9 protein-coding genes and 1 tRNA gene are annotated in these 15,257 nt (G+C 68.2%); 6 read left to right on the plus strand and 4 right to left on the minus strand.

Features of this window, described 5'->3' with window-relative positions:
- Positions 1-40: 40 nt before the first annotated feature.
- From AC0IX4_RS18450 to rdgB, 4 genes are all read left to right on the plus strand, one after another.
- Positions 41-679 (plus strand): rhomboid family intramembrane serine protease, encoded by a 639-nt coding sequence (locus AC0IX4_RS18450; protein WP_042575149.1) that lies wholly within the window; start codon positions 41-43, stop codon positions 677-679.
- A 99-nt stretch (positions 680-778) separates the two neighbouring features.
- On the plus strand, positions 779-1,537 hold the full coding sequence (locus AC0IX4_RS18455; protein ID WP_197074779.1) for a cyclic nucleotide-degrading phosphodiesterase: 759 nt from the start codon (positions 779-781) through the stop codon (positions 1,535-1,537).
- Between the two features lie 48 nt (positions 1,538-1,585).
- Positions 1,586-2,338 carry a ribonuclease PH gene (rph, locus tag AC0IX4_RS18460; protein ID WP_042575171.1) on the plus strand — a complete coding sequence of 251 codons (753 nt, stop codon included), beginning with the start codon at positions 1,586-1,588 and terminating at the stop codon, positions 2,336-2,338.
- Positions 2,331-2,963, plus strand: a complete 633-nt coding sequence (gene rdgB, locus AC0IX4_RS18465; RefSeq protein ID WP_471830336.1) for an RdgB/HAM1 family non-canonical purine NTP pyrophosphatase — start codon at positions 2,331-2,333, stop codon at positions 2,961-2,963. Before rph ends, rdgB begins: the two co-directional genes overlap by 8 nt.
- Before the next feature lie 4 nt (positions 2,964-2,967).
- Here rdgB and AC0IX4_RS18470 read toward each other — a convergent pair whose 3' ends face one another.
- From AC0IX4_RS18470 to AC0IX4_RS18485, 4 genes are all read right to left on the minus strand, one after another.
- Positions 2,968-3,318 carry a DUF3817 domain-containing protein gene (locus AC0IX4_RS18470; protein ID WP_471830337.1) on the minus strand — a complete coding sequence of 117 codons (351 nt, stop codon included), beginning with the start codon at positions 3,316-3,318 and terminating at the stop codon, positions 2,968-2,970.
- The gene (locus AC0IX4_RS18475; protein ID WP_471830339.1) at positions 3,315-3,722 is read right to left on the minus strand and encodes a transcriptional regulator; all 408 of its coding nucleotides are present in this window, start codon (positions 3,720-3,722) and stop codon (positions 3,315-3,317) included. Before AC0IX4_RS18475 ends, AC0IX4_RS18470 begins: the two co-directional genes overlap by 4 nt.
- A 58-nt stretch (positions 3,723-3,780) precedes the next feature.
- Positions 3,781-3,865, minus strand: a tRNA-Leu gene (locus AC0IX4_RS18480).
- Positions 3,866-4,378: 513 nt separating this feature from the next.
- Positions 4,379-5,149 (minus strand): hypothetical protein, encoded by a 771-nt coding sequence (locus AC0IX4_RS18485; RefSeq protein WP_471830340.1) that lies wholly within the window; start codon positions 5,147-5,149, stop codon positions 4,379-4,381.
- Positions 5,150-5,648: 499 nt separating this feature from the next.
- Here AC0IX4_RS18485 and AC0IX4_RS18490 point away from each other — a divergent pair, with 499 nt between their 5' ends.
- Positions 5,649-14,849, plus strand: a complete 9,201-nt coding sequence (locus AC0IX4_RS18490; RefSeq protein WP_471830341.1) for a fatty acid synthase subunit beta domain-containing protein — start codon at positions 5,649-5,651, stop codon at positions 14,847-14,849.
- Positions 14,846-15,238, plus strand: a complete 393-nt coding sequence (gene acpS / locus AC0IX4_RS18495; protein WP_042575146.1) for a holo-ACP synthase AcpS — start codon at positions 14,846-14,848, stop codon at positions 15,236-15,238. Before AC0IX4_RS18490 ends, acpS begins: the two co-directional genes overlap by 4 nt.
- The last annotated feature ends 19 nt before the right edge of the window (positions 15,239-15,257 follow it).

Genomic DNA, 15,257 nt, shown 5'->3' on the forward strand with positions numbered 1-15,257 from the left:
GGAACCAGGACACTTCACCGATCTGCACGACGGGACTGCCATGACCATCGGAACACCCGGCGCATCGCCGGCGACGACGCGCGGACGGTCACGGTGGGCAGGCGCCGCACTGGTGACAGGCAGCTTCGTCCTCCTGCTGTACGTGATCGAAGCTGTCGACGTCGCGTCCGGTCTGGCGCTGGACCGCCACGGCATCGGTCCCCGGTCGATCGACGGACTTCAAGGCATCGCCTTCGCCCCACTGCTGCACCACGGCTGGGACCACCTGTTCGCCAACACCGGCCCGCTCCTCGTTCTCGGCTTCGTGCTGATGCTCTCGGGTATCGGCCGGGGCCTCGCGGTCACGGCGGTCGTCTGGATCGTCGGCGGACTGGGAACGTGGTTGACCGGAGCGACTGCCTCCCTCCACGTGGGCGCGTCGATCGTGGTGTTCGGATGGTTGTCGTACCTCATCGTGCGCGGCGTGTTCGCCCGCGACATGAAGCAACTCCTCGTCGGAGTCGTCGTTCTGTTCGTCTACGGCAGCGCTCTGTGGGGCGTGCTGCCGACGCAGGAGGACGTCTCGTGGCAGGGACATCTGTTCGGAGCGCTCGCGGGAATTCTGGCCGCCTGGATGTTCGCCGGTCACGCTCGACGCGAGCGTTCGGCACCGATCACGGTGCAGCAGAGGCTCTCTTGACACTTCCCGACGTCCGCGTGTGACCTACGGAGAATGTCACGACACGGCCGGTCGCGGAACGTGCTCGCGGCGCATGCCCGGCGTGGCAGCATGACCCTCATGCGTCTCACGGTTCTGGGTTGTTCGGGCAGCGTCTCCGGTCCCGACTCACCGGCATCCGGCTATCTGCTCGAGGCTCCGGACACGTCGCCGATCGTCATGGATTTCGGCCCTGGCGTCCTCGGCGCGTTGCAGAAGTACGTGAACCCGGCCGATGTCCATGTGCTGCTGTCGCACCTGCACGCCGATCACTGTCTGGACGTGCCCGGTCTGCTCGTCTGGCGTCGGTACCACCCGACCCCGGCGGCGGGCCGAGCGATCGTCTACGGGCCGTCGGACATGGCGTTCCGCCTGGGGGTGGCGTCCGCGGAGAGCGGCGGACGCATCGACGACATGTCGGACACCCTCGATCTGAGGTACCTGCGGGACGGCGGAACCCTGCAGTTCGGCGCGTTGACCATCGAGCCGCGCCGGGTGTACCACCCGCCGGAGTCGTACGGCATGCGCATCACGACCGAGCGCGGCACCGTGCTGGCCTACACCGGTGACACCGGCGTCTGCGATGCCGTGCAGGAGTTGGCCTCCGGGGCGGACGTCCTCCTGGCCGAAGCCTCGTGGACACACGACGCCGACCGTCCCGTGGGCGTGCACCTGTCGGGCACCGAGGCCGGGCGGCTGGCCGCGGCTGCCGGGGTGTCCCGCCTACTGCTCACCCACATCCCACCGTGGACGTCACGCGAGGACGTCATCGCCGAAGCCGCGGCCGAGTTCGACGGGCCCGTCGACGCGGTGACTCCCGGGTACGTCGTCGAGATCTGATCACCGGCGTTCCGATGGGCGATCCCCGCTACGGCTAGGGTGGCAGCCGTGTCCACACGCGAAGACGGTAGAGCAGACGACGAACTCCGCAACATCACGATCACCCGCGGATTCACCTCGCACCCGGCCGGGTCGGTGCTGGTGGAATTCGGCAACACGCGAGTGATGTGCACGGCCAGTGTCGAGGAGGGAGTTCCTCGCTGGCGCAAGGGATCCGGACTCGGTTGGCTCACTGCCGAGTACGCGATGCTTCCCGGTGCGACTCACACCCGAAACAGTCGCGAATCCGTGAAGGGCAAGGTCAGCGGGCGCACGTCCGAGATCAGTCGTCTCATCGGCCGGTCGCTACGGGCCTGCATCGACCTTGCTGCCCTCGGCGAGAACACCATCGCGCTCGACTGCGACGTCCTCCAGGCCGACGGCGGCACGCGCACCGCGGCCATCACCGGCGCCTTCGTCGCCCTGTCCGACGCCGTCACCTACCTCGCCGCGCACGGCAAGTTGGCCGATCCTCAGCCCATCTCCTGTGCCATCGCCGCGATCTCCGTCGGTGTCGTCGACGGCCGTGTGCGCCTCGACCTCCCGTACGAGGAGGATTCCCGCGCCGAGGTCGACATGAACGTCGTCGCCACGGACACGGGCACCCTCGTCGAGATCCAGGGAACGGGTGAGGGCGCGACGTTCCCTCGGTCGACGCTGGATGCGATGTTGGACAACGCGCTCGCCGGATGCGAGCGCATCTTCGAGATCCAGAAGGAAGCCCTCGCCGCGCCGTACCCGGGAGAACTGCCCGGTGCCTGACCTGACGCCCAGCACCGGGACGGTCCGACTGCTGGTCGCGAGCCGCAACGCCAAGAAGCTCGCGGAACTGCGCCGAGTCCTCGACCGCGCGCAGGTGAGCGGGATCGACCTGGTGGGCCTCGACGAGGTCGACGAGTACCCGGAGACCCCCGAAACGGGAGCCACCTTCGAGGAGAACGCTCTGATCAAGGCGCGCGACGGCGCCGCGGCAACCGGATTACCCTGTGTCGCAGACGATTCGGGGATCGCTGTCGATGCGCTGAACGGTATGCCCGGTGTGCTGTCGGCGCGCTGGTCCGGACGCCACGGCGAGGACGAGGCCAACACCGCACTGGTTCTGGCGCAACTCTCCGACGTCCCGGACGACCGCCGGGGCGCGGCCTTCGTCTCGGCATGCGCGCTGGTGCTTCCCGACGGTCGCGAGACGGTCGTGCGGGGAGAGTGGCGGGGGACGGTCGCGCGGGAGCGGGCCGGGTCAGGCGGATTCGGTTACGACCCGGTGTTCGTCCCCGAGGGATCGGCTGTGTCGGCCGCGGAGATGACCCCCGAGCAGAAGGACGCCGCATCGCATCGAGGAACGGCGCTGCGGGAATTGCTGCCGCAGATCGCGGCGCTCGTTTCCTGATCGATCAGACCGCGAAGTCCCGCTTCACCTGCTGCGTGCGCTTGTGCTCGATGACGAAGGACAGAAACGGGATGGTGCCCGCGAGCAGGGTGCCGATGGTGCGCCCGACAGGCCAGCGCACCTTGACGGCCAGATCCAGCGTCACGATCAGGTAGACGAAGTACACCCACCCGTGCACGACCGCGATCCAGGTCGGAGTGTTCTCGACGCCGAAGATGTACTTGGCCACCATCTCTGCGGTCAGTACGAGGAGCCAGACGCCGGTGGCGTAGGCGAGCACGCGGTAGCGCAGCAGCGCCGGCTTGATCCGGGTGCCGTCGGCACGCGTCGTGGATCGAGGTTCTGCGGTGCTCACGAAGTGCTCCTGTCGTTCTCGCGGCTGGAATCCAGATCTGCGAGATAGCGGTTGTACTCACGAAGTTGACGGGACTCGGCGTCGTCGCCCGTGGACGTGGCCGACTCCGGACGCCGGGGCAGCAGGTCGGCGGGAATCTCGGTCATCGGGGCCGGGCCGTCGTCGTCCGTCGGTTCGTCCACGCTGTCCTCCAACTGGACGAAGCGGCGGTAGGCGAAGACGACGAACGCAGCGAACAGCGGCCACTGGAACGCGTAACCGAGGTTCTGGCCCGTGCCGGACGAGGACTCGAACCGCTCCCATTGCCAGTAACCGAGCACCAGGCAGCCGACAGCACTGACGGCGACGAGCAGGATGAGTGCTGGTCGACGCGTTCCGCGGGCCTTGTCGCCGGTCTGTTCCACACCACGACGGTACCGGACGAGCGAGTATCAACGACAGTGCGTCGTACTCACAGAAAGATGGTGCGCGAGGGGGGACTCGAACCCCCACGTCCTCCGGACACCACATCCTAAGTGTGGCGCGTCTGCCATTCCGCCACTCGCGCGTGCAGTCGTACTCTAGTCGACCCCCGTATCGTCCGGCAGCGTCGTCGGGGCCGTGCCGGGATTTCGGCGGCGCGCCCACGTTGCGGTCTGACTGTGACAGTTCGGGCAGAGATAGCGCAGATTGGTCAGCCGGCAATCGAAGTAGTTTCCGTCGACGTGATCGACATGAAGGCGTAGGCGCGAGCCGTTCCACGTGGTTCCGAGCCCGCAACCACGACACCGCTCGGGAACGCCCGAATCGGTCAAGGCGCGTCTCAGATGATGCGGTTTTGCCCGGGCGGAACCCGGAGGGCGTACGACGAGAATGTCGAGCGCTGTCTGTCGATTCCCGGCCGGTACTCCCTTGCGATGGGCTTGCCCGGTGAAGTGTGAGGTATCGAAACGGAGTCGTTTGATCCGACGCGAAATGTGCGCATGCGAACCGCCCGTGGGGGCAACGCCGAGGTACCGAAGTACCCCGGCGATGCTCACTGATTGCGAAACGGCGTTCCGCAGTTTCTCCTCGCTATGTCTCAACTACCCGCGGTTGCAGCTGTCGGCGCCGCCGTTCGATCTGTTCGCGGCAATGGTCGACGCTGGTACCGCCAGATGCTGTGCCGAGCCGTCGCCACGTCGACCTGCAGGACGATGGCCGCGTTCGCGATCAGGTCGCGGCATTCGGCGTCCGGCACGTCACGAGTGCATGCCTCCGAGACGAAGGCGGTGACGTGCCGATCGAGCGCTGGTACGTCGACGCCCGAGGACCCGACGAAGACGTCCCACGACGCCGGCCCGACTCCTGCTACTCCCAGAACGGCCTGACGTACTGCGGCGAGGCCGTCCGAGTCGAGTGCGGCGAGATCACCCACCGATCGCACCCCGAACCCGACGACGAGAGCCGCGCAGTCACGGACCGCCTCGGCCTTGGACATCCGGTTACCGGACACGCGCTGGCGATTGCCCAGAATGTCGAGGAGTTCCTCGGGTGAGAGAAGCGCGAACGACGACAGGTCGTCGGATGCGTCGCCGCGCCACGCGCGCCAGGACGTGACGACCTTGCGGACCCCCGTGGCAGCGGTGCCGTACGTGGCACGGGACGAGAAGATCGCGTCCAGCAGTGCGGCCTCGGAGTCCTGAGGCCACCCGTCGAACCAGAAGGGCCAGCTCTCCCGCGGCATCGCGTCGGAAATGGCGGCGACGACGCGGTGGAGAGGCGTGGCCAGATCTATCGGCCTGGTGTCGAACGTGGGCGTGGTGTCGAACGTGGACGTGGTGTCGAACGTGGAAGTGGTGTCGAGCGTCATGATTCCCCCCGGAAGCAGCACTGGTGCACGGTGTGTGCAGAGGGGACCGTAAACCGTCGGTCCGACAGGAAAGTCGCTGGTTATCGGCGACGTCGGGCAACGTGACCGCTCGACCTTATGTAACGCTTTGATAACGATGAACACGAGGGTTTCCTCAGGTTCGTGTGTCGAGGAAACGGCGCTGGTCTGCAGCGATACTCCCTACTATTCGGTCAGTTGAGGCCGCAATTCTGGCCACGATCACGACATACCCGCCGGTAGCACTAGGACGTCAAACAGAACGTGAGGAATTCCTCATGATTCTGTGCGACCCTGGTTCCACGAGATGAGAGTGGTCTGTCGATGACGACTGCCACCGGCTCGGCCCCGACGTCCATGGCGACGAGGCCGATATCGGTCCTACGTGAGACCCACACAGGTCGATCGACACCGGGGCCGCTCATTCGAGCACCACACGACCCCAGCGCCTCGTACCCGAGGCAGGAGAGGACACGCACGCGTGACCATCAACGAGAGCACACCCCCCAATCGGCAACGATCCACCGATCGCGCGGAGGCTCTCGCCGAGCGCTTCGTCGCGGGTGAGCGCTACGCGTTCGCATTCGGCGGTCAGGGTGCACCCTGGCTCCCCACACTGGACGAGCTCACGCGCGATTGCGCTCTCGAGCCGCAGATCACCGAACTGGTCAACTCGGCAGCAACCATCCTGGCTCCGGTCTCGCAGGAACTCCTCGTGGTCCGTCCGCTCGGATTCGACCCCATCGCCTGGATGCTCGAGCAGGAACTTGCCGACGACCCCTCCGCCGGACCGTCCACCGCAGCACTCTCGTCCGCGGCCGTCTCCGTTCCCGGTGTCCTCCTGACCCAGATCGCTGCACTGCGCGCACTGTCCGTGCAGGGGCTCGACTACACCGCGACCCCTCCGGCCGCGGTCATCGGTCACTCCCAGGGTGTGCTCGCACAGGCAGCCGTCGCGGACCAGGGTCGCAGCGACGCGGAACTGCTCGCGGTCGCCCAGCTCATCGGCGCAGCCGCCGGTCTGGTCGGACGCAGACGGGGCCTCATCGGCGCCGGCGAGCGCGCTCCCATGATCGCCGTGTCCGCCGTCGACCCGGTCCGCCTGAAGACGATCGTCGACGAGGTCGCCGGTGACGATGCCTCCACCTCCGCCGTCGTCGCCATCCGCAACGGCCGCCGCCGCGTGGTGCTCAGCGGCCCGTACACCAAGCTCGTCCGGGTCCAGCAGCGCTGCGAGGAGATCTCCGCAGCCGAGACTCGCGAGCGCGATGCCAAGAAGCGCGGCGGGGCGATCTTCGCTCCCGTCTTCGAACCCCTCGACATCGAGGTCGGCTTCCACCACCCGCAGATGGACGAGGCAGTCGACGTCGTCGCGTCGTGGGCCGCACGGTGCGGCGTCGACGTCGAACGCGCCCGCTCGCTCGCGCAGTCGATCCTGGTCGATCCCGTCGACTGGGTCGCCGCGACCGAATCCGTCGTCGAATCCGGTGCATCGTGGATCCTCGACCTCGGACCCGGTGACGCCCTCACCCGTCTGACCGCCTCGAACATCAGCGGACACGGTGTCGGCGTCGTCGCCGCGTCGACACGCACCGGTCACCGCAACCTGCTGACGCCGGGCGCCGCACCCGAGGTCGACCGACCGTGGAGCGACTTCGCCCCGACCGTCGTCCAGCTGCCGAACGGCTACACGGGCGTCGAGACGTCCTTCACCAAGCTCACCGGCCGCTCGCCGATCCTGCTCGCGGGCATGACCCCGACCACCGTCGATCCGAAGATCGTCGCCGCCGCGACCAACGCCGGACACTGGGCCGAACTGGCCGGTGGCGGACAGGTCACCGAGGAGATCTTCGCCGGACACGTCGCCGAGCTGCAGGAACTTCTCGAGCCGGGCCGGTCGGTCCAGTTCAACTCCCTCTTCCTCGATCCGTACCTGTGGAAGCTGCAGCTGGGCGGCAAGCGCCTCGTGCAGAAGGCCCGCACCGCCGGCGCCCCCTTCGACGGTGTCGTCGTCACGGCCGGTATCCCCGAGCTCGAGGAAGCCGTTGCGCTGATCCAGGAGCTCACCGAGGTCGGCATCAGCCACGTCTGCTTCAAGCCGGGCACGGTGGCGCAGATCCGCGCGGTGATCCGGATCGCCAACGAGGTCCCGGACTACCCGGTCATCGTCCACATCGAGGGCGGCCGCGCCGGTGGCCACCACTCGTGGGAGGACCTCGACGACCTGCTGGTCGCCACCTACGCCGAACTGCGGTCGCACGACAACATCGTCATCTGCGTCGGCGGCGGCATCGGAACACCCGAGCGTGCAGCCGACTACCTCACCGGCCGTTGGTCGGAGGCCGCCGGATTCCCGGCCATGCCGCTCGACGGCATCCTCGTGGGAACCGCTGCCATGGCAACCCTCGAGGCGACCACCTCACCCGAGGTCAAGCAGCTCCTCGTCGACACCCCCGGAACCCCCGACTGGGTCGGCGCCGGCACCGCGATCGGTGGCATGGCGTCGGGTCGCAGTCAGCTCGGCGCGGACATCCACGAGATCGACAACGCCGCCTCGCGTACCGGCCGTCTGCTCGACGACGTCGCCGGTGACGACGAGGCTGTCGCGGCACGCCGCGAGGAGATCATCGCGGCGCTCGACTCCACCGCGAAGCCGTACTTCGGTGACGTTGCGTCGATGACCTACCTGCAGTGGCTCGAGCGGTACGTCGAGCTGGCCGTCGGACACGACATCGACACCGACACACCGTGGTTGGACGTCACGTGGCGCGTTCGTTTCCGCGACATGCTGCAGCGCGCGGAGGCCCGTCTGCATCCGTCCGACCGCGGCCCCGTGCCGACGCTGTTCGCCGACGAGGATCTGCTGAACCGTCCGGCCGACGCCATCGCTGCCCTCACCGCCGCGTACCCCGACGCGGGTTCGGTGGAACTGCACCCGGCGGACGTCCCGTTCTTCATCTCGCTGTGCCGTCTTCCCGGTAAGCCCGTCAACTTCGTCCCCGTGGTGGACAAGGACGTCCGTCGGTGGTGGCGCAGTGACTCGCTGTGGCAGGCACACGACGCCCGCTACTCGGCCGACCAGGTCTGCGTCATCCCCGGCACCGTCGCCGTCGCCGGAATCGACCGGCTGAACGAGCCGGTCGGCGACCTGCTCAACCGCTTCGAGAAGGCCGCCGCCGATCGACTCCTCGCCGAGGGCGTCGAGTCCGTCGCCGTCGCGACGCGTCGCCACCCCGACATCGCCGGTGGACTGGTCGGCATGGTGCTCGCTGCTCCCGACATCACCTGGGCATCCCGGTTGGCTCCGAACCCCGTGCGTCGACTCGGCGCACTGTCCGAGTGGGACGTCGTGTCCGACGAGCTGGCCACCCACGCTCGTACCGGTGCTTCGCTGTCGGTCGTCGGAACCGATCAGGTTCTGCTGTCCGTACCGCTCTCTCCGGGCAAAACCGTCGACATCCGGATCAGCGTCCCCGCGTCCGCCGTCGACGGTGGCGCCCCGCTGGTGACCGACGCCGACGCCGAGTCCTCCATGTCGGCTCTGCTCGGAGTGGCTGCAGGACAGGATCTTCCGACCGTCAAGAACGGTTCCGCACGCCTCAACATCGCCTGGTCGCCCGATCTGGTGGCCGATCACGCGGGCGTGACGGGATCCGGACTGCCCGCGGCCTTCGGCATCGGCCACTCGGCTGTTCCCGACGTGCTCGTCGGCGCCTGCTGGCCCGCCGTGTTCGCCGTGCTCGGATCCGCCCGGACCGCCGACGCCGGCGCCGTCATCGAGGGCATGCTCGACTTGGTGCACCTCGATCACCGCATCGACCTGGTGGGCGAGCTGCCCGATCACCACAGCATCCTCGTGGTCAAGGCCGAAGCGGGCGAGGTCGTCGACACGGACCTCGGCCGCGTCGTCGAGGTGTCCGTCGAGATCGGCGCGATGCTCGGCGAGGGGCTCGACGCTCCGGTCGTCGCCACGCTGGTCGAGCGCTTCGCCATCCGCGGGCGCACCGGCACCGGCACGCTGTCCGATCCGCCGCGCGCCGGTGGCTCGGTGACCGACGCACTGGTCGAGACCCCGCGTCGTCGCCGCCGCGACACCGCCGTCACCGCACCCCGCCACATGGGTGCGTTCGCACAGGTGTCCGGTGACCACAACCCCATCCACACCTCCGATGCCGCAGCACTCCTCGCGGGCCTCGGAAGCCCGATCGTCCACGGCATGTGGCTCTCGGCCGCCGCCCAGCAGGTCGTCGTCGCCGTCGATCCGTCCGCGACCACACCGCCGCGTCGCCTGACCGCATGGACCACCCGTTTCCTCGGGATGGTCCGTCCGGGAGCGAGCATCGACGTCCGTGTCGACCGCATCGGCTTCGAAGCCGGCACCGAGGTCGTCGAGGTCTCCTGCAAGGTCGACGGCGACATGGTGATGCTGGCTACCGGCCGCATCGCCGCACCGAAGACCGTCTACGCCTTCCCGGGTCAGGGAATCCAGCAGCCCGGAATGGGCCTGGACGCGCGGGCTCGTTCGAAGGCCGCCCGCGAGATCTGGGAGCGTGCGGACAAGCACACCCGCGCAGCGCTCGGCTTCTCCATTCTCGCTGTCGTGCGGGACAACCCGACGGAGTTGCGGGCCAGGGGAGTCGTCCATCGTCACCCCGACGGTGTCCTGCACCTGACGCAGTTCACCCAGGTCGCCATGGCCGTCCTCGGCGTCGCCCAGGTGGCGGAGCTGCGGGAGTCCGGCGCCTTCGTCGAGGGCTCGTTCCTCGCGGGTCACTCGGTCGGTGAGTACAACGCACTCGCCGCCGTCGCCGGCGTGCTCCCTCTCGAAGCTGTCCTCGAGGTGGTCTTCCAGCGCGGATCGGCCATGCACCAGTTGGTGCCACGTGATGCGAAGGGCCGCAGCCAGTACCGCATGGCCGCCATCCGCCCGTCGCAGATCGGCCTGGCCGATGAGGACGTCATCTCCTTCGTCGAGGCGATCGGTGAGCGCACCGGCGAGTTCCTGCAGGTGGTCAATCTCAACCTGCGGGGCTCGCAGTACGCCATCGCCGGAACGGTCGCGGGTCTCGATGCTCTCGAGGTCGAGATCGACCGTCGCCGTGCCGAGTTCGGTGGCAAGCGCGCCTTCATCGTGGTTCCCGGCATCGACGTGCCGTTCCACTCCACCGTGCTCCGCGGCGGTGTGGACGACTTCCGGGCACGACTGCTCGATCTGCTGCCCGCGGACATCGACCCGTCGATCCTCGTCGGTCGCTACATTCCGAACCTGGTCCCGCGTCTGTTCTCGCTCGAGCGTGACTTCGTGCAGGAGATCGCGGATCTGGTTCCGTCGCAGCCGCTGTCCGACGTCCTCGCAAGCTGGGACGACTGGGCCGCGCGCCCGTCCGATCTGTGCCGCGTGGTGCTGACCGAGCTGCTCGCATGGCAGTTCGCCAGCCCCGTCCGGTGGATCGAGACCCAGGACCTGCTCTTCGGAGACGAGTCCGACGGTGGTCTGGGTATCGAGCGCTTCGTCGAGGTCGGTCTGGGATCGGTTCCGACGGTGGCCAACCTGGCCACGAACACGCTCAAGCTGCCGGGTCGCATCGGCCACCCGGTCGAGGTGCTCAACATCGAGCGCGACGCTGCCGTCGTGTTCTCCACCGACACCGACCCGGAGATCGTCGACGAGCCGGAGGCTCCTGCCGCGGACCCCGCAGCGACGGCGGCTCCCGCCGCTGCCGCAGCCCCCGCTGCAGCCCCGTCCGCACCCGCCGGCGCTCCCCGTCCCGACGACATCGCGTTCACCGCATCCGATGCCACGACGGTGCTGATCGCCCTGTGGACCAAGCTCCGCATCGATCAGATCGGCCCCGCCGACACGATCGAGGCGCTGTGCGACGGTGTCTCCTCACGCCGTAACCAGCTGCTCGTCGACCTCGGTTCAGAGCTTTCGCTCGGTGCCATCGACGGTGCAGCCGACGCCGACATGGGCGCTCTCGCCGGCACCGTGAACAAGCTGGCGCGTACCTACCGCCCCTACGGCCCGGTGCTGACCGACTCGGTGAACGACCACCTGCGCAAGGTGTTCGGACCGTCGGGTCGACGTCCCGGATCCATCGCCGAGCGCATCGCCAAGGTCTGGCAGCTCGGTGACGGCTGGTCGCATCACGTCACGGCCGAGGTCGCCCTCGGTACTCGCGACGGATCGTCCATCCGCGGTGGGGATCTCGGCGGGCTCGCTCCCGGTGCCCTGGCCGACGGCGCTGCCGTCGACGCGGTGATCGACGCGGCCGTGGCCGCAGTGGGTCAGCGTCGCGGAATCCAGGTGTCGATGCCGTCCAGCGGTAGCGGCGGCGGTGGTGGCACCGTCGACGCAGCTGCACTGGGTGAGTTCACCGAGAACATCACCGGACGCAGCGGCGTCCTCGCCTCGGCAGCCCGGTTGGTTCTCGAACAGCTCGGATTCGCCGACGACGCAACGCTTCCCGAGGCCGACGCGAGCGAGGCCGAACTGGTCGACCTCGTCTCGACCGAACTGGGTACCGACTGGCCGCGTCTGGTGGCACCGTCGTTCGACGCCCGCAAGGCCGTCCTGATCGACGACCGCTGGGCCACGGCGCGCGAGGACCTCGCTCGCCTGTGGGTCGGAGATGCGAAGGCTCAGGCCCTCGCCGTCGGCGCCTTCGCCGGTACCGGCGATGCTGTCGCCGATCATGCGACCTGGTGGAGCAACCGTGCGGATGCGCAAGGTCTGACCGCGCTGGCCGAGACCTACCGCGCCATCGCGACGGCTGCAGCCTCGACCACCGAAGCCTCGACTCGCTGGGCCGGTCAGGTCGCCGTGGTCACCGGTGCGAGCAAGAACTCCATCGCCGCCGCCGTGACGAGCGAACTGCTGTCCGGAGGTGCCACGGTCTTCCTGACCACCTCGCGCCTCGACGAGAGCCGTGTCGGCTTCTACCGGGAGCTTTACCGCACCAGTGCCACTGCGGGAGCAGCACTCTGGGTCGTTCCGGCCAACATGGCGTCCTACGCCGACGTCGATGCGTTCATCGAGTGGATCGGTAGCGATCAGATCGACTCCGCCGGTGGCGCCAAGACGCTGGTGAAACCGGCGATCACGCCGACGATGCTCTTCCCGTTCGCCGCGCCCCGCGTGGCCGGCGAGCTGTCGGACGCCGGATCGCGGGCCGAGATGGAGATGCGAGTCCTGCTCTGGTCGGTCGAGCGCCTCATCGGTGGACTGTCGAAGATCGGTATCGACCGCGACGTCGACGCGCGACTGCACGTCACGTTGCCGGGCTCACCCAACCGCGGCCTCTTCGGCGGCGACGGTGCGTACGGCGAGTCGAAGGCTGCGCTCGACGCCGTCGTGAACCGGTGGAAGGCCGAGCGCACCTGGGCCGAGCGAGTCACGTTGGTGCACGCACGGATCGGGTGGGTCCGGGGCACCGGCCTCATGGGCCACAACGATCCTGTCGCCAATGCAGCCGAAGCGGCCGGTGTGCGCACCTGGTCGACCGCCGAGATGGCGGAACAGTTGCTGGCAACCTGCGACGAGGCCTCCCGTGAGGCCGCAGCACGGGCTCCGCTCGAGGTGGATCTGACCGGCGGACTGGCCGAGGCGGGGCTCGACCTGGCCGCACTGGCCAAGCAGGCGGCCGACGAGGCCGTCGCCGACGAGACCGTCGCGGACGACCTGGCAACGATCGACGCCCTGCCGGCGCCGCCGCGCCCGGCCGAGCAGTTGCCTGCACCGTCGTGGCCCGCATTGGACATCGATCCGGCCGAGATGGTCGTCATCGTCGGTACCGGCGAGCTCGGACCCTACGGCAGTGCACGTACCCGCTTCGAGATGGAGGTCGACGAGAAGCTCTCGGCGGCAGGCGTTCTCGAACTCGCGTGGAGTACCGGCCTGGTGGTCTGGGAGAACGATCCCAAGCCCGGGTGGTACGACGTCGAGTCCGGTGACCTGGTGCCCGAGGCGGAGATCGCCGACAAGTACCACGACACGGTGGTCGAGCGCTGCGGCATCCGTCGCTACGAGGACGACGGCGCCATGGTGAACAACACGGCGCCGCTGATGACCTCGGTGTTCCTGGACAACGACCTGACGTTCGTCGTCGGCAGCGAAGCGGAGGCTCGCGCCTTCGTCGGGGCCGACCCCGAGCGGACCGTCGTGAACACGAACGCGGACGGCGACTGGCAGGTCACGCGCAAAGCCGGTACCGAGATCCGGGTGCCGCGTCAGATGAAGCTGACCCGCACGGTCGGTGGACAGATTCCGACGGGCTTCGACCCGGTCAAGTGGGGCATCTCGCCCGACATGGCCGGCTCGGTGGACCGCGTCGCACTCTGGAACATCGTCTGCACCGTCGACGCGTTCATCACCAGCGGTTTCGATCCGTCCGAGCTCATGCGCTGGACCCACCCCTCGTTGGTGGCCAACACACAGGGCACCGGCATGGGCGGCATGGAGTCGATGCGCTCGCTGTACATCGACACGCTGCTCGGTGATGCGCGGGCGAACGACATCCTGCAGGAAGCTCTGCCGAATGTCGTTGCCGCGCATGTCGTCCAGTCCTACGTCGGTTCGTACGGCGCCATGGTCCACCCCGTCGCGGCGTGCGCCACGGCCGCGGTGTCCGTCGAGGAAGGCGTCGACAAGATCCGACTCGGCAAGGCGACGTTCGTCGTCTCGGGCGGATTCGACGACCTCAGCACCGAGGGCATCATCGGATTCGGTGACATGTCCGCGACGGCCGACTCGGCGTCCATGCATGCCAAGGGCATCAGTGATCGCCGGTTCTCCCGGGCCAACGACCGGCGACGTGGCGGCTTCGTCGAGTCGCACGGCGGCGGAACGATTCTCCTCGCTCGCGGTGACCTGGCGCTCGAGATGGGACTCCCGGTCCTGGGCGTCGTCGGATGGGCGCAGTCGTTCGGTGACGGTGTCCACACCTCGATTCCGGCTCCCGGCCTCGGCGCTCTGGGCGTCGGCCGCGGGGGACAGGATTCGGCGATGGCCCTGTCGCTGAGTGCACTCGGAGTGGCCGCGGACGACATCGCGGTCATCTCCAAGCACGACACCTCGACCAACGCCAACGACCCCAACGAGGCGGAGCTGCACACGCGTCTCGCCCGGGCTCTCGGGCGTACGGACGGCAACCCGCTGTTCGTCGTGTCGCAGAAGTCGCTCACCGGACACAGCAAGGGTGGAGCGGCAGCGTTCCAGCTGATCGGTCTGTGCCAGGTGCTCGCACAGGGAGTCGTGCCGCCGAACCGCAGTCTCGATTGCGTCGACGACAAGATGACCGAGTTCGACCACCTCGTGTGGGCTCGTGAACCGCTCCGGTTCGGAGATCGGTTGCCGCTCAAGGCCGGTCTGCTGACCAGCCTCGGCTTCGGGCACGTGTCCGGCCTCATCGCCGTGGTGCATCCGCAGGCGTTCATCGAGGCCGTGCCGGCCGAGCGTCGGGACGACTACGTGGCCAAGGCGCAGGCGCGCCTCGTCGCCGGCCGACGCCGGTTGATGGACGCGATGTGCGGTGGAGCGGCGCTGTACGAGCGTCCGGAAGACCGCCGGTTGGGTCATGAGGGAACGTCGAGCGATGCCAAGCATCAGCGCGAGGTCGACATGTTGCTCAGCGAAGATTCTCGCCTCGGCGCGGACGACGTCTACCGTACGGTGGCCAAGTGAGCATCCTCGGAGTCGGTCTGGATCTGGTGTCGGTCTCGGAGTTCGCCGAGCAGATGGAGCGAGTGGGGACCACCATGGTCCGCGACAGCTTCACTGCCGGCGAGCGGCGGCACGCCGCCACCAAGAGTGCGGAACCCGCGCGGCACTACGCCGCGCGGTGGGCCGCGAAGGAAGCTGTGTTGAAGGCCTGGGCCGCATCACGTTTCGCTCGTGCGCCTCAGATCGGCGACAACCCGTACCCGTTGATCGAAGTGGTCAACGACGCGTGGGGACGGCCGTCCATCAAGCTGCACGGGATGGCGGCGGAGTTCCTGCCGACGGTCAAGATCCACCTGTCGTTGACGCACGACGGTGACATCGCGGGAGCAGTGGCAATTCTGGAGGAGTGATCCTTCGAGAACTACGAGA

The sequence above is a fragment of the Rhodococcus sp. AC861 genome, assembly GCF_979256035.1.

What these genes read in the sequence shown, in the direction of transcription:
- AC0IX4_RS18485 (WP_471830340.1), bottom strand. Translation starts at nt 5,149, where the DNA reads ATGACGCTCGACACCACTTCCACGTTCGACACCACGTCCACGTTCGAC.
- AC0IX4_RS18455 (WP_197074779.1), top strand. Translation starts at nt 779, where the DNA reads ATGCGTCTCACGGTTCTGGGTTGTTCGGGCAGCGTCTCCGGTCCCGAC.
- AC0IX4_RS18450 (WP_042575149.1), top strand. Translation starts at nt 41, where the DNA reads ATGACCATCGGAACACCCGGCGCATCGCCGGCGACGACGCGCGGACGG.